Genomic DNA, 23,676 nt, shown 5'->3' on the forward strand with positions numbered 1-23,676 from the left:
GCATTTCGCTCCCCGCACGGGTAGAACGCGCCAGGTGTCCAACGTGATGACAGCGGGTTGGCGTTACGCGGATGAAACTTGATCGAATTGCATGGAGGCCAGCTTGGCGTAGAGCCCATTTCGCCCCATGAGTTCCGTGTGGGTGCCGACATCCACGATGCGTCCCCCATCCATGACGACGATGCGATCCGCGTTCACCACCGTGCTGAGTCGGTGGGCGATGACCAGTGTGGTGCGGTCCTTCATGGCTTCTTCCAGGGCGGCCTGAACGGCGCGTTCGCTCTCGGTGTCGAGTGCGCTGGTGGCTTCGTCGAGCAGCAGCAGGGGCGCATTTTTCAAAATGGCGCGCGCGATGGCGATGCGCTGACGCTGTCCGCCAGAGAGCCGCACGCCGCGCTCGCCCAGGTAGGTGGCATAGCCCTCGGGCAGTTTGCGGAGGAATTCGTGGGCGTGCGCAGCTTGTGCGGCGGCGATCACTTCGTCGTCGGTGGCCTCGGGGCGACCGTAGCGGATGTTTTCGAGCGCGCTGGTCGAGAAAATGGTGCTGTCTTGCGGGACGATGCCGATGCGCTGCCGCAGGTCGGTCAGCGACAGGGACTGGATGGGGCAGCCATCCATCTCGATCTGCCCGTGCTGCGGATCGTAAAAGCGCAGGATGAGTTGAAAGACGGTGCTTTTGCCTGCGCCGCTGGGGCCAACCAGGGCAATGGTCTCGCCTGCGCGAACCTGGAGTTGCAGGTCGGACAAGGCTGCTTGCCCGGGACGGGATGGGTAGTGGAAGCTCAGGTCGCGCAGGTCCAGGCGTGCGCCGTGGCTAGGCGTCGGGAGGGACTGCGGGGACGGCGGGGATTGGATGGGGGAGTGCGCATGCAGCAACTCCATCAAACGCTCGGTGGCGCCGGCCGCACGCAGGATGTCGCCGTAGACCTCTGACAAGGCCGCGACCGCGCCCAGCAAAAGGATGACGTAGACGACGGTTTGCCCCATGTGTCCGGCCGAAATGCGGCCATCCAGCACAGCCTGGGTGCCTTGGTACAGGCCCCACAGCAAGGCGCCGGTGGTGGCCGAGATGATGAACGCGACCAGGAATGCGCGGGCACGAATCCGCCGCTCGCCGGTCCGGAAGGCCTGGTCCGTGGCCTCGTCAAACCGGTGGGCTTCGCGGTGCTCGGCGGTGTAGCTTTGCACCACCGGGACGGCATTGAGTACTTCGGCCGCGATGGCGCTGGAATCGGCGATCTTGTCCTGACTGACTCGGGACAGGCGTCTCACCCTTCGGCCATAGACGATGGCGGGCAAGACCACCAGCACGAATCCCCCCAGGACTTGGGCCATCACATAGGGGTTGGTGGCCACCAGCATGACCAGTGCACCTGTGGCCATGATCAGGTTGCGCAAGCCGAGGGACACGCTGGTCCCGACGACGGTTTGGATGAGCGTGGTATCCGCCGTCAGGCGTGAGAGCACTTCACCGGTTTTGGTGGTTTCAAAGAATTCCGGACTTTGCTGCAGCACGTGGCGGTACACCGCGCGTTTGATGTCGGCGGTGATGCGTTCACCGAGCCAGGTCACCATGAAGTAGCGGGATGCCGCAAAGACGCCCATGGCCACGCCTACGGCAAACAGGGCCAGAAAGTGCGAGCGCATGGCCATGACGCGCTGACCGGGGTCGGCAGACACCAGCCCTTGGTCGATCAGGGTACGCAGGGCCAAAGGTAAGACGAGCGTCGTGAGGGCGGCCAACACCAGGAAGACGAACGCCCAGGCCATGCGCGCGCGATAGGGGCGCAGAAATGGGGTGAGGTCTCTCAATGCCCGCACGGATTTTGGGGAGGCGGTGTCTGGGCCGGTGCGTTCAGTCATGTGGCGGAGGAGGTGCAAAGACCCACGGATTATGAGGTGAGGGTATTCCTTGATTTGACAATGTTTGACTAAGCAAATAAATTTCGCGCCATGCCAAATGCCAATCATCCAACCCCAAAGGATGCCCCTGTCCCTGCTGACTTTTACAAGATCGGCAAGTTCTCGCGCGAGAACAGCGTGGGCTACCTCATGCGCCGCATCGTGCAGACCATGGTGCACACGGTGGACCGACGCCTGGAAGGCCATGGGCTGACCCAAGCTCAGTGGACGCCCATGTTTTTGATTCACCGAGGCCAGGCTGCAACCCTGGCGGCGCTGGCACGTGACCTGTACATGGACCCGGGTGCCCTGACGCGCACGCTGGATCGCTTGGAGGCCAAGGGGCTGTGCCGCCGCGAGCGCTCTACAGAAGACCGACGCGTGGTCAACCTGGCTTTGACGCCGGAAGGTGAGAAGTCCATCGAGCAAGTGCCGGAGGTGCTGTGCGATGTGGCCAATCACCTGTTGGCGGGCTTTTCACACGAAGAGTGGCAAACCTTGATGGGCTTTTTGCGCCGCATGGCCACCAATGCAGAAGAACTGCGAGAGCACACCTGCGGAGCTGCTGACAAGCAGACGAAATAAATGAAGTACTTGCACAAACTGGGCTCTGCGCAGGCCGCGCATCCCGTCAAATGGGTGGCGCTGGCTGCGATGGGGTTGACGCTGTCAGCCTGTTCGACGCATGGCGACATTCAGGGCCGGTTGTCGGCGTTGGAGTCAGGCAAGCTGGGCCTTCAACAGGCGACGCTGGCCGAGGTGGATGCGGCGCCGCAAGCGTGGTGGACCGGCTATGGCGACCGCCAGCTTGCGAGCCTGATTGAGCGTGCGCTGGCCGACAACCCTTCGATTCAGGTCGCGCAAACACGCTGGCAGCGTGTGCAGGCGCAAGCTGTGGCGGTACAGGGCGAGCACGAAGCCAAGCTGCAAGCCAGTGGTGAGATTGACCGGCAGCACTTCACCGCGCATGGTTTGTATCCCTACCCGGTGGCCGGCGCTTCTCTGACGTCCGGGACGGCGCAGCTCGCAGGCAGTTGGGAGTTGGACCTGTTTGGGCGTCAGCGTGCCGAGATTGACAGCAGCATTGGTCAAACCAAGGCTGCCAGTGCCGATCTGCACGCCGCGCGCTTGCTGCTGTCGACCCAAGTGGCGCGCACCTATGTGCAACTGGGCCGCCTGCAGAGTCAGCGCGCTGTGGCGCAGCGCACCCTGTCGCAGCGTGAGGAAATGCTGGCGCTGGTGAAGCAGCGTGTGCAGGCCGGCTTGGACACCAAGGTGGAGTTGAAGCAGGCCGACGGCGCTTTGCCTGAAACGCGTGTGCAACTGGAGGCGCTGGACGAGCAAATCGCGCTCACCCGCCATGCGCTGGCGGTGCTGACGGGGCAAGCCCCGAACGCACTGGATGGCCTGACCGTGACGCTGGATGCGTTGCCGGTTCAGCAGGCGCCTGACAACGTGCCTGCGGACCTGCTGGCCCGCCGTGCGGACGTGATGGCGGCACGGTGGCGTGTGGAATCGTCTGGCTTTGAGGTGGATGCGGCGCGGGCCTTGTTCTACCCCAACGTGAACCTGACCAGCTACGCCGGCTACAACGCCATCGGCCTGGAAAACCTGTTCAAGCCGGCCAGCTGGCAATGGGGGTTGATGCCCGCGGTGCATTTGCCCCTGTTTGACGGCCAACAGCGACGCGCCAACCTCATGGGCAAGGTGGCTGAACAGGATGCAGCCATCGCCACCTATAACCAGGCCGTGTTGCAGGCCGCGCAGGACGTGACGGATTTGCTCGCCAGTGGTCAATCCTTGACGCGTCAACAGCGCGAGCAGCAGGCTGCGCGCGCCAGCATCGAGACCGCGTATGACCTGGCCATGCAGCGTTATCGCGCCGGCATGGGCACCTACCTGATCGTGCTGAATGCCGAGTCCAGTGTGCTCAATCAGCGCCGCCTGGCCATTGATCTGCAGGCACGCGTGCTGGACAGCCAGTTTGCGTTGTATCGCGCCTTGGGCGGCAGCTTGCAAACCACCGCCGCATCGCCCGCCCCCGTATCTTCTTCGAGCCCCCAAACCATCCAGACCCGCGGAGACCGCACATGAGCAGTAACGCCAACACCGTAGACAACGCCGCCCTCAAGATGGATGCACAGACTCGTCGCAAGAAGGGCCTCAAGGCCGTGGCTTTGGTGGTCGCGCTGGCGGGTGCCGGCTACGCGGCCTATTACCACTTCGTGAGCAGCCACTACGAGCACACCGACAACGCCTACGTGCAGGCCAACATCGTGCAGATCACGCCACTGGTGGGGGGCACGGTGCTGACCATCGGGGCCGATGACAACGACCGCGTCAAGGCAGGCCAGGTGCTGGTGAAGCTGGATGCCGCTGATGCCCAAGTGGCGCTGGATCAGGCGCAGGCGCAACTGGCGCAAACCGTGCGTGAAGTGCGCACCTTGTTTGCCAACAATGCCACCTTGACGGCACAGATCAGCCTGCGTCAGGCCGATGTGGACAAGGCGCGCACCGAGGTCGCTCGCCTGCAGGAAGACGTGACCCGTCGTACCCCGCTGTTGGCCACTGGGGCCGTGGGCAAGGAAGAGTACAACCATGCGACCGCGCAGCTGAACGCCAGCCGCAGCGCCTTGGCGGCTGCGGAGTCGGCCTTGGCGGCTGCACGTGAGCAACTGGCCTCGAACCAGTCGCTGACCGAGGGGACGTCGGTGGCGCAGCACCCGAATGTGGCCCGTGCGGCGGCTCGGGTGCGCGAAGCCTATCTGGCCCTGCACCGTGTGGACCTGGTGGCACCGGTGGATGGCTACATCGCCAAGCGCAGCGTGCAGTTGGGTCAGCGCGTGCAAGCTGGGTCGCCTTTGATGGCACTGGTGACGCTGGATCAGCCCTGGGTGGACGCAAACTTCAAGGAAAGCCAGCTGAAGAGCGTGCGCATTGGCCAAGAGGCCACCTTGACGGCCGACGTGTATGGCCAGAAGGTGGTGTACCACGGCACGGTGTCGGGCCTGGGCGCTGGCACCGGTGCAGCGTTTTCGCTGCTGCCTGCTCAAAACGCCACAGGCAACTGGATCAAGATTGTGCAGCGCGTGCCCGTGCGCATCGCCTTGGATGCTGCCGAAGTGAAGGCGCACCCACTGCGCGTGGGCTTGTCGATGGAGGTGGAGCTGGACGTCAGCAAGCAGGATGGCCCCATGCTGGCCGCATCGCCGCGCCAAGGCGTGGTGGCGCAGACCACGGTGTACGACAACCAGCAGCGTGATGCCGAGACACTGGTGCACCGCATCATTCAAAACAACCTGGGCGCCGCCGCTCGGTCGGCCAAGGGAGCCTGAGCATGAGTCAACCTGCAGCCGGTGGGGCGGGGCACATGCCGCACCCGCCGTTGACGGGGGCGCCGCTCAAGTGGGGCACGGTGGCCTTGTCGCTGGCCACGTTCATGAACGTGCTGGATTCGTCCATCGCCAACGTGTCTTTGCCTGCCATTTCGGGTGACCTGGGCGTGAGCACCACGCAGGGCACGTGGGTCATCACCAGCTTTGGCGTGGCCAATGCGATTTCGGTGCCCCTGACCGGCTGGCTGACGCAGCGCTTTGGCGCGGTTCGCTTGTTCACGGCCAGCGTGCTGCTTTTTGTGCTGGCCTCGTGGCTGTGCGGCTTTGCGCCGTCGCTGGAGTTGCTGATTGCCTTTCGCGTGCTGCAGGGGCTGGTGGCGGGGCCCATGATCCCGCTGTCGCAAACGCTCTTGCTGTCCAGTTACCCACCGGCCAAAGCTGGCACGGCGCTGGCCTTATGGGCCATGACGACCTTGGTCGCGCCGGTCACCGGGCCCTTGTTAGGGGGCTGGATCACGGACAACGTGTCGTGGCCGTGGATCTTCTACATCAACGTCCCCGTGGGTTTGGGGGCCGCGTTCGTGACCTGGCGGATCTATGCCAAGCGGGAAACGCCGACCCGCAAGTTGCCGATTGATTCGGTGGGCCTGGGGCTGCTGGTGGTATGGGTGGGTGCTTTGCAGATCATGCTCGACAAGGGCAAAGAGCTGGAGTGGTTCGAGAGCTCCCAGATTGTGATTCTGGGACTCGTGGCCTTGATCGGGTTTGTGGTCTTCCTCATCTGGGAGTTGACCGCCGAGCACCCCATTGTCGATTTGCGCCTGTTTGCGGGCCGTAACTTTGCTGTGGGGGTGGTGGCGCTGTCGGTGGCGTACTGCCTCTTCTTTGGCAACGTGGTGCTGCTGCCGCTGTGGTTGCAGCAGTTCATGGGCTACACGGCGTCGGCAGCGGGGATGGCGGTGGCGCCTGTGGGCTTGCTGGCCATTTTGTTGTCACCGGTGGTGGGGCGTAATGTGACCCGTGTGGACACCCGTGCCTTGGCCACGGTGTCTTTCCTGGGCTTTGCGATGGTGTTGTGGATGCGCTCGCACTTCATCGTGCAAGCCGACTTCGCCACCATCATGGTGCCGACCATTCTGCAGGGGGCCGCACTGGCGTTCTTCTTCATTCCGCTGAGCGCCATCACCTTGAATGGCCTCACGCCAGACCGCATTCCGTCTGCTTCGGGTTTGAGCAATTTTGTGCGGATCACGGCAGGCGCCATGGGCACTTCGGCGGTCACCACCATCTGGGACAACCGCGCGACCTTGCACCACGCACACATGGTGGAGCACATCACCCCGACCGATCCGGCTGCGGTGGGCTCGCTGGCGGCGCTGCAAAGCGGTGGCTTGAGCTACGAGCAAGCTGCGGCGCAGATCTCGCGTCTGATTGATCAGCAGGCGTTCACGCGCGCAGCAGACGACGTGTTTCTGGCCTCAGCCTGGTTGTTCTTGTGCCTGATCCCGATCATCTGGTTGGCACGACCACGTCAGGGTGGCGCCGCCGTGGATGCGGGCGGCGCACACTGATCAATTGGTTTACTCGGGAATGGCGTAGTCGGCATCGCTCATCAGATCGATGCCGCACGACAAATCGCTCACCCATTCGATGAACTGCTTCACGGCCGCACCTTCCAGGGGGGCGCCGTGTTGCGGCACGATCATGTCGATCTTCAACTGACGCACCATGCGGGCCCAGAAGCGCAGGATCTTGCCCGAGACCATGTAGCGACGGTGGAACGCGTCCATGCCGGGAGGCAGCGGGTCGAGCGAACTGAAGGGCTTGGTGGCATCTTTGCCCGCGATGAGCGACACGCCCAAGTCGCCCGAGAACAGGATGCGGCTGAGCGGATCGTAGAACTGGAAGTTGCCTTCGGCGTGCATGAAGTGCGCGGGCAGGGCAACCAATTCGCTGTTGCCGATCTGGATGCGCATGCCCTTGTCAGGGATGCCCACCACACGGCCCGTGGTCTTGCCGGGCTTGCAGAAGTGGGGAACAAAGCGCTCCCACAGCTTGGACACGTAGAGCTTGGCGTCCGGTGTGGCGGTCATCCAGCGGTCGAGCGACGCAATGATGTCCGGGTCGGCGTGCGAGGCCAGGATAGCCGACAGGCGCGAGGGCGGAAAGTAATGGGTCATGCCCAGATACAACTCGCTGTAGGCGAGGTTGCCACCTGGATCAATGATGGCGCCGGTGTCGTCATTCACGACGAGGAACTGGTTGGCCTGAACTGCCTCACCCCCCTCCGAGCTCATGTCAGAAAACATCAGGCAGACATGGCCGCCGTGGCGATACAGTTCGTAGGACATTGGGGACCTGGTTACAGCTACTGCAAAAGGGGGGAAGGATAGGGTTTTACTGTAGCTATGGGCTTAACTTAGATCAACTCTGTCTTTCATCGAAGAGGTATAAGGCCGGCATTTTTCGGCATCAGGCCGACAGTTGAGGGGTGCGGGCTGCGCCCAGCGCACGCGGGGTCTCTGCAACCTCCCATTGGCCTTGTGTGGTGTGCTCGAACTTGAAGACCGAAATCATCTGCATCAGGCGTTCGGCCTCGACGCGCAAACGATGGGCGGCCTCGGTCGATTGCTCGACGAGGGCGGCATTGCTGCTGGTCATGCCATCGAGTTGTTGTGTCGCCTGGTTGACTTGAGAGAAGCCGACGGACTGCTCTTTTGTCGCATGCGAGATGGCGCCGATGATGCGGCTGACTTGCGCATTGCTGTCCAGGATGGCCTGCATGTTGGCGCCAGCGTTGTGGACCAGCTGTGTGCCGTTCTCGATCTTGGTCAGGCTGTCGTTGATCAGTGACTTGATTTCGCGGGCCGATTGCGCGCTGCGTTGCGCCAGGCTGCGCACTTCGCTGGCGACCACGGCAAAGCCACGCCCAGACTCGCCGGCGCGCGCTGCTTCCACGGCGGCGTTGAGCGCCAGGATGTTGGTCTGGAAGGCGATGCTGTCGATCACCCCAATGATGTCTGCGATGCGCTGGCTGGCCGTGGTGATGGTGTCCATGTTATGCACGGCCTGCGTCATGACGTCCTGCCCTTGACGCGCGGTTTCGCTGGCGCTGAATGCCAGAGCATTGGCTTGCTGCGCCGAGTCGGCCGTTTGTTCCACGGTGCTGGTCAGCTGATAGATGGCGGTGCTGGTTTCTTCCAGGCTGGCCGCAGCAGACACCGTGCGCCCATGCAAGTCTTCACTGCCCACAGCGATCTGGATGGATGCGCTGGACACCATGTCGACGGACTTGCGGACGTTGTGCAGGATCTGGACCCAGCTTTGGCGCGCGGTTTCGAGCGCGTTCATGCAGTCACCGATTTCGTCACGCTGATGGGTGGCGCAACTGCGTGTGAGGTCGCCCTCAGCCAGCGATTCCGCCAAGGCCTTCATGCGATGCACGGGCTTGAGGATGCCGCGAATCAAGGTGGTCATCAGCCACAGGCCGAAGCCGATCAAGGCCACGATGACAATGCCCAGGATCACCACCTTCACGCGGATGCCGTGCTGACGGGCGGCCAGAGCCTCGACCACGTGCTCAGTGACCTGTGTGGTGACTTGCGTTTGCGCATCGATGAAACGGCTTGCATGCTCGAAATAGGCCTGCGGCGTCATGCTGCTCAGCTGAGATTCGGTGTCACCTTCCAGCAAGGCCCGTGTTTCGTTGGACAGTCGGCGCAGGTCTTCCAGCTTGTTCAATGCCGGGCCAACCAGTGTGTCCTGCAAGTCGGCTTGACGACGTGCGGCGGCCTTCAGGTGAGTTTCCAGACTGCCGAGGCGTTCCAGCAACCGGCCGTGTGTGTCTTGTGCCAGTTGCAGGTTCTGTGACATGCCGGTGGGGGAGGCTAGGAAGCTGGTGCCCAGGCCCCGCACGCGCGCAGCCAGTTCGGTGACACGCGGCCCTTCCTGGAAGCCACTGATGATCATCAGGTAAGGCACTTCTTCCGGGTCGTACAACAAGTTGCTGGAAGCGGCCACTTCAAACATCAGGCCCAGCATCTTGTCGATCAACTCGGTGTGGCGCCGGAAGCTTTCTTCTGCGGCGATCTGACGTTGGGTGACCTGACCCACCAGCTCGACGCTTTGTCGGTGCAGATCTTTGGCCAGTGTCAGAACGTGCTCATCCAAGTCCGTGTCTTGCCATTGCGCTTCGAAGGTCCGCCATTGTTGCTCCAGTCCTTCGGCCGCCTGCAAGCGTGCGGCATTGGTGCCCTCGTTGTTCTGCAGCCAGGGGCCAGACAGGCCACGGTGACGTTGCACCTGCGCAATCGTCTGAACCAGGGTATTGGCGGGCGTGATGCCTCGCTGTTCGTGGTCGTTGAAGAACCAGCTGACGCGGAGGTCTTCAAACAGTGCGTAGAGGGGAATGAGCGAGATCAGGCTCAGGAACAGGCACAGGCCAATCAGACGGAGTCTGAGGGGCAAGTTATTGATGGCAGACATGTCGGAATCAGTCGGGGAAAGCGCCCCTCTTCGCTAAATCGACGCGCATCATGCCCGTTTCACCGGAGTGTGATCTGCGAATCAAAGGGGGCTGAACCAGCCAGCTTGGCGGCGGGGACCGATTTTATGAACGAGAATCGTTCTTGAATACTCTGCGGACCTGATCCAGCGCGTCAGAGCGGTCACATGTCACGATATGGCGTTGCGGCATGCTGCGCAGCCAGGTGATCTGCCGTTTGGCCAACTGCCGCGTGGCGGCAATGCCTTTGTCCATCACCTCGCGCAGCACGGCGGGCTGGCTGAGGTCCAGTCCGGCATCCAGCGCCTCCCATACCTGTCGGTAACCGACACAGCGAATGGACGGCAGGCCCACGTGCAGATCGGGGCGTTCGCGCAAGCGCATGACTTCGTCAATGAAGCCGGCGGCCATCATTTGCTCAAAGCGCAAAGCAATGCGGTGGTGCAGCCAGGTGCGATCACTGGGCTCCAGCGACACCAGCACCGCGTCGTGCGCAGGAGGGCGCTCCCCGGTCTGACGACTGTGGAAGCTCGACAGGGGCTTGCCCGTGCTGTGCCAAACCTCGAGCGCACGCTGGATGCGCTGGGTGTCGCCGGGCGCCAGTCGGGCTGCGGTGATCGGGTCCACCTGTGCCAACTCCGCGTGCAGGGCAGGGCTGCCCAGCTCGGCCATGCGGGCATCAAGCATGGCGCGGATGGCCGGGTCGGCGGGCGGCATGTCGTCCAGCCCTTCCAGCAAGGCCTTGATGTAGAGCATCGTGCCACCCACGAGCAAGGGGGTGCGGCCTCGTGCGCGAATCTCACCGATCAGGCGTTCGGTGTCTTGCACAAAGCGTGCGGCGCTGTAGCTTTCGGTGGGGTCGAGGATGTCGATCAGGTGGTGCGGTACCTGTGCCATCTCGGCCGTCGTGGGCTTGGCGGTGCCAATGTCCATGCCCCGGTAGATCAGCGCCGAGTCCACGCTGATGATTTCGATGTCGACCTCTTGCGCCAGCGCCAGTGCGGCGGCGGTCTTGCCGCAGGCCGTGGGCCCGGCGAGGATCCAGGTGGGCGCCGTGGGAGTGGTGTGCGTCATGCGGGTTCCTTGGGCAGACCATCGCGCTGCACGCGATGCAGGGCGACCCGGGCCGTGATCAGGCCCCCGATGCCCATGCCCAGTGTCATGGGGTGAATGGTGCCAGACCAGCCGGGCTGGGCCGTCCACCACGCCAGCGCAGCACCGACGACAAAGGCCGTGCAGGCCAGGATGAATCCGGACAAGGCCGATGCCGCACCGGCGCGCGTCGGGAAGGCCGCAACCACGCCCGTTTGGCCACAGGGTTGGTGGATGCCGTGGCCCATGCCATACAACCACAGGCCCGGAAACATGGCCCAAACCGGGATGGACAGTCCCAGTGTCCATTGCAACAGCGACAGCACGGCCAAACTGAGGCCGCCTGTCAGCGACAGCCAGCCAGCCAGACGAACCGTGCGGATCAACCCTCGGGTGTGCAGCGCGCGCCGGCACACCAAGGTGCCCAGCAGATAGGCCAGCGAGACCGTGGCCATGATCAGGCCGCAACCCGTGCGTGTGCCGCCCAGCACGTCAATGAAGACGAAGGACGACAAGGCCAGGTAGACGTAGAGCCCACCATAGGTGGACGAGGTGAGCAGGGTGTGGGCTCGGAAGGTGGGGTGCCTGGAAATGTCCCACCAGTTCAGGAGCATGGCCTTCACGGGCTGTGGGGCCTGTCGCCGGTGGGGCGGCAAGGTTTCCGGCAGCTTGAACCATACAAAACCCAGAATCAGCAGCGACGACAGCAACAACATGGACATCGTCACGCGCCAGCCGCCATAGGTGGCGGTCAAGCCCCCCAGCGCCGGACCGATCAGGGCCAGCACGCCCAGAATGCCCAGCCCCTTGGTCATCACACGTGCGCCATCTTCCGGGTCATACAGATCCCGGATCATGGCTCGGCCACACACCACGGCGGCGGACAGGCACGCACCTTGCGCAATGCGGGCCACCAGCATCATCGACAGGTCTTGGGCCAGGGTGGCCATGATGCTGGCCAGCACGTACAGGCCCAGGCCCCAGCGCAAGACGGGGCGGCGGCCCACACGGTCGGCCACCGGCCCCCAGATCAGTTGCCCCAAGCCGAAGGCGAGGATGAGCACCGACAGCGTCCACTGGGCCTGAGACGCGCTCAGGTGCAAGTCCTGCTTCATTTGAGGCAGGGCGGGCAAGTACAGATCGGTGGTGATGGGCTGCAGCCCGGTGAGCAGTCCCACGGCCACTACCGCCACCCACGCAGGGACGGCGGCGGATCGATCAGAAGCGTTCATCGGGTCGCAGGAAACGCCATTGGCCCGCAGGCAACTTGCCCAGCGTGATGCGACCCATGCGCACGCGCTTGAGGCCCACCACTTTCAGGCCCACCAGTTCACACATGCGGCGAATCTGGCGCTTGCGACCTTCGCGCAGCACGAAGCGCAACTGATGCTCGTTTTGCCACGACACCTGGGCTGGCTTCAGTTGGCGGCCATCAAGTTCCAGCCCGTGGCGCAGTTGGTTCAGGGCTTCGGGTGGCACCACGGCCGACACGTTTTCGGCGTCGGGTTGTGGCATCCATTGCACGCGGACCAGGTATTCCTTTTCGATGCCGGAGTCTTCGCCAATGAGCTGTTTGGCGATGCGCCCGTCTTGCGACAACACCAGCAAGCCGGTGGAGTCGATGTCCAGGCGCCCGCAAGGCGCCAGGTTGCGCAGGTGACCGCGCGTCAGCTTGATGGGCAGGCGGTCATCACGCCAGCGGTTCTCCGGGGTGATCAGGGTGACGGCGGGTTCGTACCCGTCTTCGGCCTGACCACTCACGAAGCCCATGGGCTTGTGCAGCAGGATGGTGACCCGCTGCGCCTGCTGCGTGCGCGCTTCCGGGTCAATGGTGATCTCTTGATCGGGGCGCACACGGGTGCCCAGTTCGCTGACCACCTCGCCATCGACACGCACCCAGCCGTGCTCGATCCACTCGTCGGCCTCACGGCGCGAGGCCAGGCCACGTTCGCTCATCAGCTTGGACAGGCGCACGCGGCCATCGTGATCCTGCTCGCTGACCACGGGTGCCGGGCGCGGCGCGCGTGGGGCAGCGTAGGAACGGTCATCACGCGCCGGGCGTGCAGGGGGACGAGCAGGGCGTTGGCCTGGGCGGGCGTCACCATATGGGCCAGCACGGCGTTCATCTCGGCGCTCATCGCGACGGTCGTCACGGCGTTCATCACGTCGGTCGAATCGGTCATCGCCACGGCGAGGGGCGTCCTGACGCGGACTCCGCCCAGCGGCATCGGTGCGTTGGCGTGCTGCAGGGCGGTCGCCCCAGGCATCCGGATCACTGCGTTGCGAACGGGGCCGTTGAGCCGGGCGATCGTCACGCGCCTCGTAGGGGCGGCTTGGGCGTTCGTCGCGGTAGCGCGATTCGGCGGGGGGGCGCTGCGCGGCCTCTTCGCGTGCCTTGGCGGCCTCGGTGGCGCTCATGCGCGTGCGGGGCGCCACACCGCGCACCGGTGGCTTGCGGAAAGGCTTGTCTTGAGATTCGGGCTGAGCGGCCTTGTTCAGGCTGAGTTTCTTGCGTTCGGTCATGTGTGTGTCTCGCCCGTGCTTAGCGGCCGCGCAGGAACAGCGCGTCCAGGTCTTTCAGGGTCAGTTGGCGCCAGGTTGGGCGGCCGTGGTTGCACTGGTCTGCGCGTTCGGTGGCTTCCATGTCGCGCAGCAGGGCATTCATTTCGGTCAGGGTCAGACGGCGGTTGGCGCGCACGGCGCCGTGGCAGGCCATCGTCGCCAGCAGTTCGTGTTGCGCGCGCTGGATGACGTTGCTCGCATCCAGTTGCGCCAGCTCGGCCAGCACGGAGCGGGCCAACTCCACCCCGTCGGCCTGCTTCAAGGCCAGGGGCAAGGAGCGCACGGCCAGCTTGCCGGGGCCAATCGGGCCCACGTCCAGCCCCAGCGTCATCAGGGTCTCGTGCTGCGTCTCGGCCGTGGCGATTTCTTGTGGGGTGGCCGCAAAGGTCAGGGGGATCAGCAGGGGCTGACTCTCCAGACGTTCGTGCGCCATCTGGGCTTTCAGCCGCTCGTAGACCACGCGCTCGTGCGCGGCATGCATGTCCACGATGATCAGGCCCTTGGCGTTTTCGGCCAGCACGTAGATGCCACCAATCTGCGCGATGGCACGGCCCAGCGGCCACTCGTGTCCGTCGTCCATCTCGGCGGCCGGCACGTGGCGGGTCCAGTCGCCCTCTGCCTGACTGGCGGTGGGGTGCTGAATCTGCAGGGGCGCCAGCGCATCGTGGGCGCTGTCGTCGTCATCGGTGCCCGATGCCGCCACCACACGTGGCAGGTTCAGGCCGGCAAACGCATCCACGCTGGCGGGTGCCGTGGCACCAGGTTCGGGCCAACCCGCCCAACGGCGCTCCGGTGCACTGTCACGCACGGCCCAAGGCAGGGGCGATTGCTGCGAGGTGGGGGTGGGCCAGTTGGGCGCCGGGGAAGCAGAGAGCGTGGCATGGGCCGACTCGGTCGACGACGACGCGGAAGGCTCGGCGGCGACGGCCGGGCCCGCATCGGCTGCGGGCTGACCCGCTTCGCCAGCACGCGAGATGGCCAGTGCGGCATCCACGGCCTTGCGCACGGCCTGGTGGACTTCACGCGAGTCGCGGAAGCGCACTTCGATCTTGGTGGGGTGGACGTTCACATCCACCAACTCGGGCGCAATGTCGATGAACAGCACGTAGGTGGGCTGGCGCGAGCCATGCAGCACGTCTTCATAGGCCGAGCGCACGCCATGGGCGATGAGCTTGTCGCGCACATAGCGGCCGTTGACGTAGCAGTACTGCCAGTCGGCGCGCGAGCGTGCCGCATCCGGCAAACCGGCGCGACCGTGGATGCGCATGGGGCCAATCTGCAGATCGACGTCCCGGCTGGTGCGGACGAATTCATCGCCCAGCACGTCTTGCAGGCGCTGTGCGGGTGTGCCTGCGCGCAACTGCTCCACCAGCTTGCCTTCGTGCCACACGGCAAAGCCCACATCCGGGCGGGCCAGCGCATGGCGGCGCACGGACTCCAGACAATGCGCCAACTCGGTGGCGTCGCTCTTCAGAAACTTGCGGCGCGCGGGCGTGCTGAAAAACAGTTCGCGCACCTCGACACTGGTGCCCACCGCACGGGCGGCCGGGCTGACTTCACCCGACCGGGCGTCCAGGCGGTGTGCGTGCGGGGCATCGGGTGTGCGGCTGGCAATCGACGCGTCGGACACCGAGGCAATGGCGGCCAGGGCTTCACCCCGAAAACCCATGGTGTTGACGTGCTCCAGATCGTCCAGCGAGCGGATCTTGGAGGTGGCATGACGGCGCAAGGCCAGGGGCAGCTCATCCAGCGGAATGCCGCAGCCATCGTCTTCAACCAGGATTTGACGCACCCCACCGGCCAGCAGCTTCACGGTGATCTGGCTGGCGCCCGCATCCAGGGCGTTGTCCACCAGTTCGCGCACCACCGAGGCCGGACGTTCCACCACCTCGCCAGCCGCAATCTGGCTGATCAGTTCATCAGGGAGTTCTTGGATGTGGCGGCGCGCCATGGGCTGGCCATGGCCAGCGGGGGCGTAATCGTCCAGGGAGGCTTGCGTCATCGGCGTATTGTAGAAGGGCAGGGTGTCCCGTACCTGGGTGTCGGTGCAAGTCCATGGCGAGGCAGTCAAGGATTCCACGGGATAATCGCGCCCCATGGAACTCGCAAGCTTTCTGATTGATTTCATCCTGCACGTCGACAAGCATTTGGCCGAATTCGTGCAGGCCTACGGAACCTGGGTGTACGCCTTGTTGTTCCTGATCGTTTTCGTGGAGACCGGGCTGGTGGTCATGCCCTTCCTGCCGGGGGACTCGTTGCTGTTCATGGTGGGCGCCTTGGCGGGCACCGGAGCCATGAGCCTGCCGGTGAGCATGGTGGTGCTGTTGCTGGCGGCCGTGTTGGGTGACCAGTTGAACTACACGATCGGCCGCTTCATCGGACCCAAGGTGTTTCAGTGGGAAAACTCGCGCTGGTTCAATCGCAAGGCGTTTGATTCGGCGCACGCGTTCTACGAAAAGCATGGTGGCATCACCATCATCCTGGCGCGCTTCATGCCGTTCATCCGCACCTTCGCGCCTTTCGTGGCGGGCGTGGCCCAAATGAACCGAGCCACCTTCACCGCTTTCAACGTGATTGGGGCCCTGATCTGGGTGCTGGGTCTGACCACCGTGGGCTACCTGTTCGGCAACATTCCGCTGGTGCAGCAGCACCTGAGCAAGATCATCTGGGCGCTGATCCTGGTGCCAGGCCTGATCGCCTTGTTTGGCGCATGGAAGGCGGGTCGTCAGAACAAAACCGCCGAGTGAACGCAGCGTTGCGTGGCGTGTGAAAAAGGGGCCTGCGGGCCCCTTTTTGCATCACAGCGCGCGGTTGCGTGCCAGCGGCGGGTTCTTCTCGAAATACCGCTGGATGCCTGAGAGCAAGGCATCGGCCAATTGGCCTTGGTAGCCGTCGTCCTTGAGCTTGGACTCTTCTTCCGGATTGGAGATGAAGCCCGTTTCCACCAAAATGGACGGGATGTCCGGGGCTTTGAGCACCGCAAAGCCGGCTTGTTCGACACGTCCCTTGTGCAGCCGACCAATCTTGCCGAGGTGGCCCAGCACGGCGGTGCCGAGCTTCAGGCTGTCCTTGATCTGGGCGGTGGTCGACATGTCCAGCATGGCGCGCATCACCGAGGCGTCCTTGACTTTCACGTTCACGCCTCCGATCAGATCCGAGGCGTTTTCCTTCTTGGCCATCCAGCGTGCGGCGGCACTGGTGGCGCCGGTCTCTGACAGGGCAAAGACCGATGCGCCCCGGGCCTCGGGGTTCATGAAGGCATCGGCGTGGATAGAGACAAAGAGGTCGGCCTCCACCCGGCGTGCCTTGTTCACCCGCTCATGCAATGGAACGAAGTAATCGGATTCGCGCGTCAACATGGCACGCATGCCCGGCATGGCATTGATGCGTGCCTTGAGCTTGTGGGCCACCGCGAGCACCACGTCTTTTTCATACAGCCCGCTGGGGCCGATGGCGCCCGGGTCTTCGCCACCATGGCCTGCATCCAGCGCCACGATGACCAGACGCTGCGCACTGGCGCGTGGGTTGCCTTCGGCCACGGTGGTGCGGTCGTCATCTCGATCGGGCGTCGGCTTGTCGGTGCCTTTGTCGCCCGCCTTGTCGCCACCCTTGTCACTGGGACGAGGTGTTGCCTTGGCGACAGCCTTATCGCTGCCCGAAGCCGGGCGCTTGAGGGCACCAATGAAGTCGCCCAGGGCATCGTTCATGGCCTCGGCAGCCTGCTCGGACGAACTGCTGGAGGGCAGGGCGGGTTTGATGGCCGCCACCGCCTTGTTGACAGGAACCGGTGTGGCAGACATGAAGGCACCCGGGCTGCCGCTGCCCGCATGACTCGCCGCAGCCGCCGCTTGTGACGCGGAGGTGCTGGGCTCGGTCAAGGCCGCCGACGATTGCAGGGCCAGCTTGGGATCATTCACCAGCGACGGGTACAGGTCAAACACCAGCCGGTGCTGGTAGGCCGCAACCGGCGGCAAGCCGAAGACCTGGGGTTTGGTGGCTTGCTTGAGGTCGAGTACCAGGCGGGCCACATTCGGGCGGTTTTGGCCCACGCGCACGCCAGCAATGTAGGGGTCATCTGAGCGGATCTTTCGAACCAGCTCGCGCAAGGCAGGGCTCAACTCCAGCCCTTCGATGTCAATGACCAGCCGATTGGGCTTGTCGACCGCAAAGAAGGTGGCATTGAGGGCCGTGTCCGATTCCAGTGTGACGCGGGTGTAGTCATTGGCGGGCCAGACGCGCACGGCCAGCAGCTGCGCCCCCCAGGCCAGCTCCTTGGGGCCGAGCGCCAGAATCAGCGTGCCGCCCAAGGTGTGCTTGAGCAACTGACGGCGCTGACGTTGATGCGGATTCTGAGGTGTGCTCACGGTGTGGCCTCCTCCATCATCAGGGTCTGACCCAGCGGTGTGCCGGCCTGCAGTTGAACATGGCGCTCGGTTTCGGACACAGGCTCAATGTGCAGTCGAAGGTCGGGGCGGGGCAAGAGCCCGGCCGCTTTGTCTGGCCATTCAACCAGCTTCAGGCCGGGGGCCGCGAACAGATCGCGAAAGCCAGCGTCTTCCCATTCCTGCGGGTCATTGAAACGGTAGAAGTCGAAATGATGAACCGCGAGGTCAGGCAGTTCGTGCGGCTCGACCACGGCATAACTGGGACTCTTGATGCGCCCTTGCACGCCCAAAGCCCGCAGCAAATGACGGGTGAAAGTGGTCTTGCCCGCGCCCAAGGTGCCGTTCAATTCGATAAAGACGGTCTGACCGCTTTGCAGGCGCGGACGCAAAACCGCAGCCAGGGACTGTGCCGTGGCCGCGCAGGCTGTTTCATCAGCCCAGTTGAACTGGCGTTCGATCAAAGGGTTCGGGCTTGCTACGATCGTCACATGCGTCATCAAGAATTGTCGACCCCGGCGAGCCCCGGCGGGCACGCGTTGGACCCGGATCAGGTCATGGGGGCATTGCGCCAATGGGCATCAACATTGGGATTTTCTCAGATTGGCGTAGCCCATGTGGACTTGTCAAGTGCTGAGCCCGGTTTGCTGGCCTGGTTGGCGCGTGGTTTCCACGGTGAGATGCATTACATGGCCAGTCATGGCCTGAAGCGCGCCCGACCGGCCGAACTGGTGCCTGGCACCGTGCGCGTCATCACGGCGCGCATGGACTATTTGCCAGCCAGCGTGCCACCGGGCTGGCAAGCCATGGAGTTTGATCGGTTGAAGCAGCCCGACGCGGCCGCCGTGTCCATGTATGCCCGCGGCCGTGACTATCACAAGGTGCTGCGTGCGCGCCTGCAAAAGCTGGCTGACAAGCTGGCCGAGGTCATCGGTCCGTTCGGGCACCGTGTCTTCACCGATTCAGCCCCTGTGCTGGAAGTGGAACTGGCCAGTCGAAGTGGCTTGGGCTGGCGTGGCAAACACACCTTGCTGCTGTCACGCGAAGCCGGGTCCACCTTCTTCCTGGGGGAAATTTACGTTGACGTGCCGCTGCCGGTGACGGAGCCCGAGTCAGTGCACTGTGGCTCATGCCGTGCCTGCATGGAGGTGTGCCCGACGCAAGCCATCGTTGGTGAGCGGCAGGTGGACGCGCGACGCTGCATCTCGTACCTGACGATTGAGCATGCCGGGCCGATACCCCTGGCGTTGCGTCCGCTGATGGGCAATCACGTGTACGGCTGTGACGATTGCCAGCTGGTTTGCCCGTGGAACAAGTTTGCGCAGCGGGCCAGTCTGCCCGATTTCGATGTGCGGCCCGCGCTGGAGCAGCCCACCTTGCTGGGGTTGTGGCGATGGGATGAAGCCACCTTCTTGCGTTTGACCGAAGGCAGCCCCATTCGCCGCATTGGCTTTGCACGCTGGCAGCGCAATCTGGCCGTGGCCATGGGCAATGCCTTGCGAGAAGGCGAACACGCGGCGATGCGGGATGCCTTGCAGCAGTGGCTGGCGCAGCCACCGCTCAACGGGGACGACCACGCCTTGGTGGCCGAACACGTTCAATGGGCGTTGGCGCAGGTCAGTCGTTGACCAGCACCACTTTGCCGCGAACCTGACGGGTGCCCATCAGCGCGAAGGCTTCCTTCAGTTGCGACATGGGCAGCTTGTGCTCGATGACGGGCTTGATCTTGCCTTCCATGTACCAGGCGGCCAGTTGCATCAGGCAAGCCGCATTGTTTTGCGGCTCGCGCTTGGCGAATTCACCCCAGAAGACACCCAGGATGGACGCCCCCTTGAGCAGGGCCAGGTTCAGCGGGATGGCCGGGATCTGGCCGTTGGCAAAGCCCACCACCAGCAAGCGTCCCCGCCAGGCGATGGAGCGGAATGCGGCCTCGGTCATGTCACCGCCCACGGGGTCATAGATGACGTCCGGCCCCTTGCCTTCGGTGAGCGTTTTCAGCTCGTCGCGCAGGTTCTGGGTGCTGTAGTTGATGGTGGCGTCCGCGCCCAGTTCTTGGCACAAGGCACATTTTTCGTCCGACGAGGCCGCAGCGATCACGCGTGCGCCGGCCGCTTTGGCGATCTGGATGGCAGCCGTGCCCACCCCCCCTGATGCACCCAGGACCAGCACGGTTTCGCCCGCCTTGAGGGCCGCACGGTCCATCAGGGCGTGATAGGTGGTGCCGTAGGTGCACAGGAAGGCCGATGCATCTTCAAACGAGAAAGCCGGCGGCAGGGGCATCAGCAAGGCAGCAGGGGACAGGGTGTGGGTGCCGAAGCCGCCCGTGCCTGCAAAGCCAGCCACATGGCTGCCCACGCTCAGGTGCTTGACGCCTTCGCCCACGGCCTCGACCACGCCGGCAAACTCGGCGCCCGGCACAAAGGGCAGGGGTGGCTTGACCTGGTACTTGCCTTGCACGATCAGCAGATCCGGGAAGTTGAGGCTGGCTGCCTTGATGGCCACACGAACCTGGCCTTTGCCGGGCTCGGGCGAGGCAGAGGTTTCCCAGGTCAGGGCGTCAGGGCCCTCAAAGGCGTTGCAAATCCAGGCTTGCATGGGGTGATGTCTCCGTTCTTCGTTGGGGACGCCTCACAGGGCGTTTTTGTCAAAAGTATTGCATTGTCGAATGTCGCCGCTGTCCATGCCGCGCTTGAACCAGGTCACACGCTGCTGGCTGCTGCCGTGCGTGAAACTTTCAGGCGAGACGTGCCGGCCAGCGTTGCGCTGCAGCGTGTCATCGCCAATTTGCGCGGCGGCATTCAAGGCTTCATCCACATCGCCAGCCTCAATGATCTGGCGACTTTGATTGGCGTGATAGGCCCACACGCCGGCGTAGCAGTCGGCCTGCAGTTCCAGCCGGACGCTCAGCGCGTTGTATTGCGCCTGGCTGACGCGGCCCCGCATGGCTTCCATCTTTTCGGAGGTGCCCATGAGGTTTTGCACATGGTGACCGATCTCGTGGGCGATCACGTAGGCCTGCGCGAAGTCACCCGGGGCGCCCAGACGGTCTCTCAGCACATCATAGAAGTCCAGGTCGATGTAGACCTTCTGGTCTCCCGGGCAATAAAACGGACCGGTGGCCGACTGCCCCTGGCCACAGGCGGTGGCCACGGCCCCCCGGAACAAGACCAGCTTCGGGTTTTGGTACTGCGAGCCCGCGTTTTGAAACAGCTGGCCCCAGACATCTTCGGTGTCGGCCAGCACGGTGCGCACGAACCGGGTTTGCTCGTCATTGGCCGGTGGCTGGTGTGCGGACGGCGCGGACTGTGTGGCATGGGGCGCAGACTGCCCGCCACTGAGCATGTTGAGCACGGTGAGGGGGTTCACGCCCAGAAAGTAGCTGGCCACCAGTGCCACCACCACGCCACCAATGCTCAGGCCCCCTCCGCCAATGGGCAAGCCACCGCCACTGCCACCGTTGCCGTCGCGGATGTCTTCAACGTTGTCGCTTTCTCGGTTGCCTTGCCAGCGCATCGCGCGTCCTTCCTCAGAGGATGGGGGGGGGACAGGTCGCCCCGTTGCGGGGCATGTTAGCAGCGCGCGCCTAAAATCTCCGGTTTGCCTGTTGTGCGTTGCGGGCAAGTCCTGTCTCAGCTTCATACGACAACATGGTCAACCTGTCTGCTTCCTCGTCGGTGCCCGCTGCCGCCGACCGTCTGCCCGATCCCACACGCTGGTTGTGGGTCGTTGCACTGGCGTCACTGGGGTGGCGTTTGTGGATGGCCGCCGCCATCCCCTTGACCGGTGACGAGGCCTTGTTTTACTGGTGGTCTCGTTTTCTGGACTACGGTTACTACGACCACCCGCCCATGGTGGCCTGGTGGATGGCGGCCACGCGTGCCGTGCTGGGCGATGCCGTCTGGGCTGTGCGGATGCCGGCGGTGCTGTTGCCCCTGGGCGTTGGTGGGGCCATCTGGTGGGCATGGTCTCCAGTGGACCGCACCCGTGCGGCTTGGGCCGTGCTTTTGTATTGGCTGGCACCCGTCAACTGGCTGAATTCGCTCATCGCCACCGACTCCCCCTTGATTCTGTGGGCTGCCTGGTCGGCCGCGGCCATGGTGCGTGCCGAGCAGGCGGCCTTGGCGGGTCAACGTGCCTGGCGGCTGTACGCGCTGAGTGGCGTGTTCATGGGGCTGGCCTTTTTGTCGAAGTACTTTGCCGTGCTGCTGGGCGTGGCTTACGTCGTTTACTTTGCGCTGAAGGCCCGTCAGCGGTGGTTGGGTTTGGTGTGGATGGTGCTGTGGTCGCTGCCGGCGGTCGCCGTCAATGTGGTGTGGAACCTCAACCACTGCTGGACCAACATCATGTTCAATGTGTTCAACCGCAATGAAGGGGCGCAGGCATCGTGGGACACCGTGGTGACCTATCTGGTCATGATGGCGTACCTGATCAGCCCGGTGTTGCTGTGGTTGGGCTGGCGTCATCGCCAGGCTTTGCGCCAAACCGTCCGAGGGCATGTTCTGCTGGCATGCATGGCCGTGGTGCCCCTGTTGCTCTTCGGCGTGATGTCGCTGAAGAAAGAAATCGGCCTGCACTGGGTCATGGGCTTTTACCCGTTTGTGTTTGTGCTGTTGGCTTTGGCCGTACCGGCTGCGGGATTGCGTTCAGCGCAGCGGGGGCTGACCGTGTGGCTGGCCTTGCACCTGCTGGCCTCGGCTGGCATGGCGTTTTCCAGTCTGGAACAGTGGCACGGTCTCAAGTACTACCACCGACTGGTCGAAGCGGCACGCGCGCAAGACATGGTGCGCCAGGTCGAAGCCCCCGGTGTGGTGCTGGCGTCCAATGGCTACTCGTCGGCATCCATTTTTGGCTATGCGGCCGGCAAGCACGTGCCGGTGCTGGGGCCGGGCAGTTTCCATGCGCGGCAGGATGATCTGATCGTGGACTACAGCGCGCTGGAAGGCCGCACGATCCGTGTCATGGCCACCCGCCCGATCTCTGCCGAGTCGTACCAAGGCTTCTTTGACAGCACCCGCTTGCTGACCTTCCAGCAAAGCGGGGTGAACTTCTACGTGGTGGAAGGGGTGAACTTTCACTACCAGGCCTACCGTGAACAGGTCATGGCCGAGGTCAATCGCCGGTACTACGCTTTCCCATCGTGGCTGCCGGTTTGGCATTGCTCGTTCTGCCAAGCGTATTGCGGTGCTGCGCGCTGTACCCCTTGAGTGAACCCCGTCATTGGGGGGGAGCGGTAAAATCGCGCCCTCAACCCTAGCTGAGGCCATTTGCGACTGTTATGTCTGGTGTATCGGAATCTACGCTGCCTGTTGTGATCATTGGGGCAGGCCTGGCAGGCCTCACCGTGGCTTTGCATCTGGCAGAAACGCAACCAGTCATCGTTCTGGCCAAGCGGCATCTGGAAGAAGCCGCTACAGCTTGGGCACAAGGCGGCATCGTCGGGGTGCTGGGCAGTGATGACAGCATCGAGTCCCACGTTCGCGACACGCAGGAAGCCGGTGCCGGTCTGGTCGACGAACGGACGGCCGAGTTCATCGCACGCCACAGCGCCGAGGCCGTGGAATGGCTGGTGGCACGCGGCGTGCCGTTTTCACCTGATCCGGAAGGCCCCCTGGGTCTGCACCTGACGCGTGAAGGCGGCCATGCCGTGCGCCGCATTGCGCACGCGGCCGATGCCACGGGCAAGGCCATTCACGACGTCTTGCTCGATGAGGTCAAGCGCCACCCCAACATCGTTTTGCGCGAAAAGTGGATGGCGGTTGACCTGATCACCCATCGGCACCTCAAGAAGGGCTCGCCGGAATTGAACGAGCCGCCGCGTTGCCATGGCGTCTATGCCCTGGACATCGAGTCTCAGCGCGTGGAAACCCTGGCGGCTTCGGCGGTGGTGCTGGCGTCTGGC

General features: G+C 63.8%; 19 protein-coding genes. 8 read left to right on the forward strand and 11 right to left on the reverse strand.

What is annotated here, in order from left to right; genetic code table 11:
- Positions 1 to 63: 63 nt before the first annotated feature.
- Positions 64 to 1,863, reverse strand: coding sequence for an ABC transporter transmembrane domain-containing protein (locus ACMV18_RS14000; protein ID WP_420818349.1), 1,800 nt, complete (start codon positions 1,861 to 1,863; stop codon positions 64 to 66).
- Positions 1,864 to 1,953: 90 nt separating this feature from the next.
- Between ACMV18_RS14000 and ACMV18_RS14005 the strand changes: the two genes are divergently transcribed.
- From ACMV18_RS14005 to ACMV18_RS14020, 4 genes are read left to right on the forward strand one after another with little or no spacing between them, the layout of a single operon-like run.
- Positions 1,954 to 2,487, forward strand: coding sequence for a MarR family winged helix-turn-helix transcriptional regulator (locus ACMV18_RS14005; protein WP_374257704.1), 534 nt, complete (start codon positions 1,954 to 1,956; stop codon positions 2,485 to 2,487).
- The gene (locus ACMV18_RS14010) at positions 2,488 to 3,996 is read left to right on the forward strand and encodes an efflux transporter outer membrane subunit (protein WP_420818350.1); all 1,509 of its coding nucleotides are present in this window, start codon (positions 2,488 to 2,490) and stop codon (positions 3,994 to 3,996) included.
- Positions 3,993 to 5,237, forward strand: coding sequence for an efflux RND transporter periplasmic adaptor subunit (locus ACMV18_RS14015; RefSeq protein ID WP_420818351.1), 1,245 nt, complete (start codon positions 3,993 to 3,995; stop codon positions 5,235 to 5,237). The genes ACMV18_RS14010 and ACMV18_RS14015 overlap by 4 nt, the downstream gene beginning before the upstream one ends.
- Positions 5,238 to 5,239: 2 nt before the next feature.
- Positions 5,240 to 6,808: a DHA2 family efflux MFS transporter permease subunit gene (locus ACMV18_RS14020; protein ID WP_420818352.1), complete on the forward strand. Its 1,569-nt coding sequence runs from the start codon at positions 5,240 to 5,242 to the stop codon at positions 6,806 to 6,808.
- Between the two features lie 9 nt (positions 6,809 to 6,817).
- Here the strand turns inward: ACMV18_RS14020 and ACMV18_RS14025 are convergent, their stop codons facing one another.
- The 6 genes from ACMV18_RS14025 to mutL form a co-directional block, all read right to left on the reverse strand.
- Positions 6,818 to 7,588 (reverse strand): MBL fold metallo-hydrolase, encoded by a 771-nt coding sequence (locus ACMV18_RS14025; RefSeq protein ID WP_374257711.1) that lies wholly within the window; start codon positions 7,586 to 7,588, stop codon positions 6,818 to 6,820.
- Positions 7,589 to 7,709: 121 nt separating this feature from the next.
- On the reverse strand, positions 7,710 to 9,722 hold the full coding sequence (locus ACMV18_RS14030; RefSeq protein ID WP_420818353.1) for a methyl-accepting chemotaxis protein: 2,013 nt from the start codon (positions 9,720 to 9,722) through the stop codon (positions 7,710 to 7,712).
- Between the two features lie 124 nt (positions 9,723 to 9,846).
- Positions 9,847 to 10,815 carry a tRNA (adenosine(37)-N6)-dimethylallyltransferase MiaA gene (miaA, locus tag ACMV18_RS14035; RefSeq protein ID WP_420818354.1) on the reverse strand — a complete coding sequence of 323 codons (969 nt, stop codon included), beginning with the start codon at positions 10,813 to 10,815 and terminating at the stop codon, positions 9,847 to 9,849.
- Positions 10,812 to 12,065 (reverse strand): multidrug effflux MFS transporter, encoded by a 1,254-nt coding sequence (locus ACMV18_RS14040; RefSeq protein ID WP_374257715.1) that lies wholly within the window; start codon positions 12,063 to 12,065, stop codon positions 10,812 to 10,814. The genes miaA and ACMV18_RS14040 overlap by 4 nt, the downstream gene beginning before the upstream one ends.
- Positions 12,052 to 13,356, reverse strand: a complete 1,305-nt coding sequence (locus tag ACMV18_RS14045) for a pseudouridine synthase (protein WP_420818355.1) — start codon at positions 13,354 to 13,356, stop codon at positions 12,052 to 12,054. The genes ACMV18_RS14040 and ACMV18_RS14045 overlap by 14 nt, the downstream gene beginning before the upstream one ends.
- A 19-nt stretch (positions 13,357 to 13,375) precedes the next feature.
- Positions 13,376 to 15,397, reverse strand: coding sequence for a DNA mismatch repair endonuclease MutL (gene mutL, locus ACMV18_RS14050; RefSeq protein ID WP_420818356.1), 2,022 nt, complete (start codon positions 15,395 to 15,397; stop codon positions 13,376 to 13,378).
- A gap of 94 nt (positions 15,398 to 15,491) precedes the next feature.
- Here mutL and ACMV18_RS14055 point away from each other — a divergent pair, with 94 nt between their 5' ends.
- Positions 15,492 to 16,142 (forward strand): DedA family protein, encoded by a 651-nt coding sequence (locus tag ACMV18_RS14055; RefSeq protein WP_420818357.1) that lies wholly within the window; start codon positions 15,492 to 15,494, stop codon positions 16,140 to 16,142.
- Between the two features lie 51 nt (positions 16,143 to 16,193).
- Here ACMV18_RS14055 and ACMV18_RS14060 read toward each other — a convergent pair whose 3' ends face one another.
- Together ACMV18_RS14060 and tsaE are read right to left on the reverse strand one after the other, a co-directional pair.
- Positions 16,194 to 17,759: an N-acetylmuramoyl-L-alanine amidase gene (locus ACMV18_RS14060; protein WP_420818358.1), complete on the reverse strand. Its 1,566-nt coding sequence runs from the start codon at positions 17,757 to 17,759 to the stop codon at positions 16,194 to 16,196.
- A complete protein-coding gene (gene tsaE / locus ACMV18_RS14065) occupies positions 17,756 to 18,277 on the reverse strand; it encodes a tRNA (adenosine(37)-N6)-threonylcarbamoyltransferase complex ATPase subunit type 1 TsaE (RefSeq protein ID WP_420818359.1) in 522 nt (173 codons plus the stop codon). The genes ACMV18_RS14060 and tsaE overlap by 4 nt, the downstream gene beginning before the upstream one ends.
- 57 nt (positions 18,278 to 18,334) lie before the next feature.
- Here tsaE and queG point away from each other — a divergent pair, with 57 nt between their 5' ends.
- Complete coding sequence (queG, locus tag ACMV18_RS14070) at positions 18,335 to 19,405, forward strand: tRNA epoxyqueuosine(34) reductase QueG (protein ID WP_420818363.1); 1,071 nt, start codon at positions 18,335 to 18,337, stop codon at positions 19,403 to 19,405.
- Here queG and ACMV18_RS14075 read toward each other — a convergent pair.
- Positions 19,395 to 20,372: an NADPH:quinone oxidoreductase family protein gene (locus tag ACMV18_RS14075; protein ID WP_420818360.1), complete on the reverse strand. Its 978-nt coding sequence runs from the start codon at positions 20,370 to 20,372 to the stop codon at positions 19,395 to 19,397. The two genes, queG and ACMV18_RS14075, sit on opposite strands and share 11 nt — an antisense overlap.
- Before the next feature lie 33 nt (positions 20,373 to 20,405).
- A complete protein-coding gene (locus tag ACMV18_RS14080) occupies positions 20,406 to 21,290 on the reverse strand; it encodes a neutral zinc metallopeptidase (RefSeq protein WP_374257725.1) in 885 nt (294 codons plus the stop codon).
- Between the two features lie 134 nt (positions 21,291 to 21,424).
- Here ACMV18_RS14080 and ACMV18_RS14085 point away from each other — a divergent pair, with 134 nt between their 5' ends.
- The gene (locus ACMV18_RS14085) at positions 21,425 to 22,981 is read left to right on the forward strand and encodes an ArnT family glycosyltransferase (RefSeq protein ID WP_420818361.1); all 1,557 of its coding nucleotides are present in this window, start codon (positions 21,425 to 21,427) and stop codon (positions 22,979 to 22,981) included.
- 71 nt (positions 22,982 to 23,052) lie between these two features.
- Positions 23,053 to 23,676: FAD-dependent oxidoreductase (locus tag ACMV18_RS14090; RefSeq protein WP_420818362.1), on the forward strand; the 624-nt coding region annotated here is incomplete at its 3' end.

This window comes from Aquabacterium sp., assembly GCF_048860245.1.
Classification (GTDB): domain Bacteria; phylum Pseudomonadota; class Gammaproteobacteria; order Burkholderiales; family Burkholderiaceae_C; genus Aquabacterium.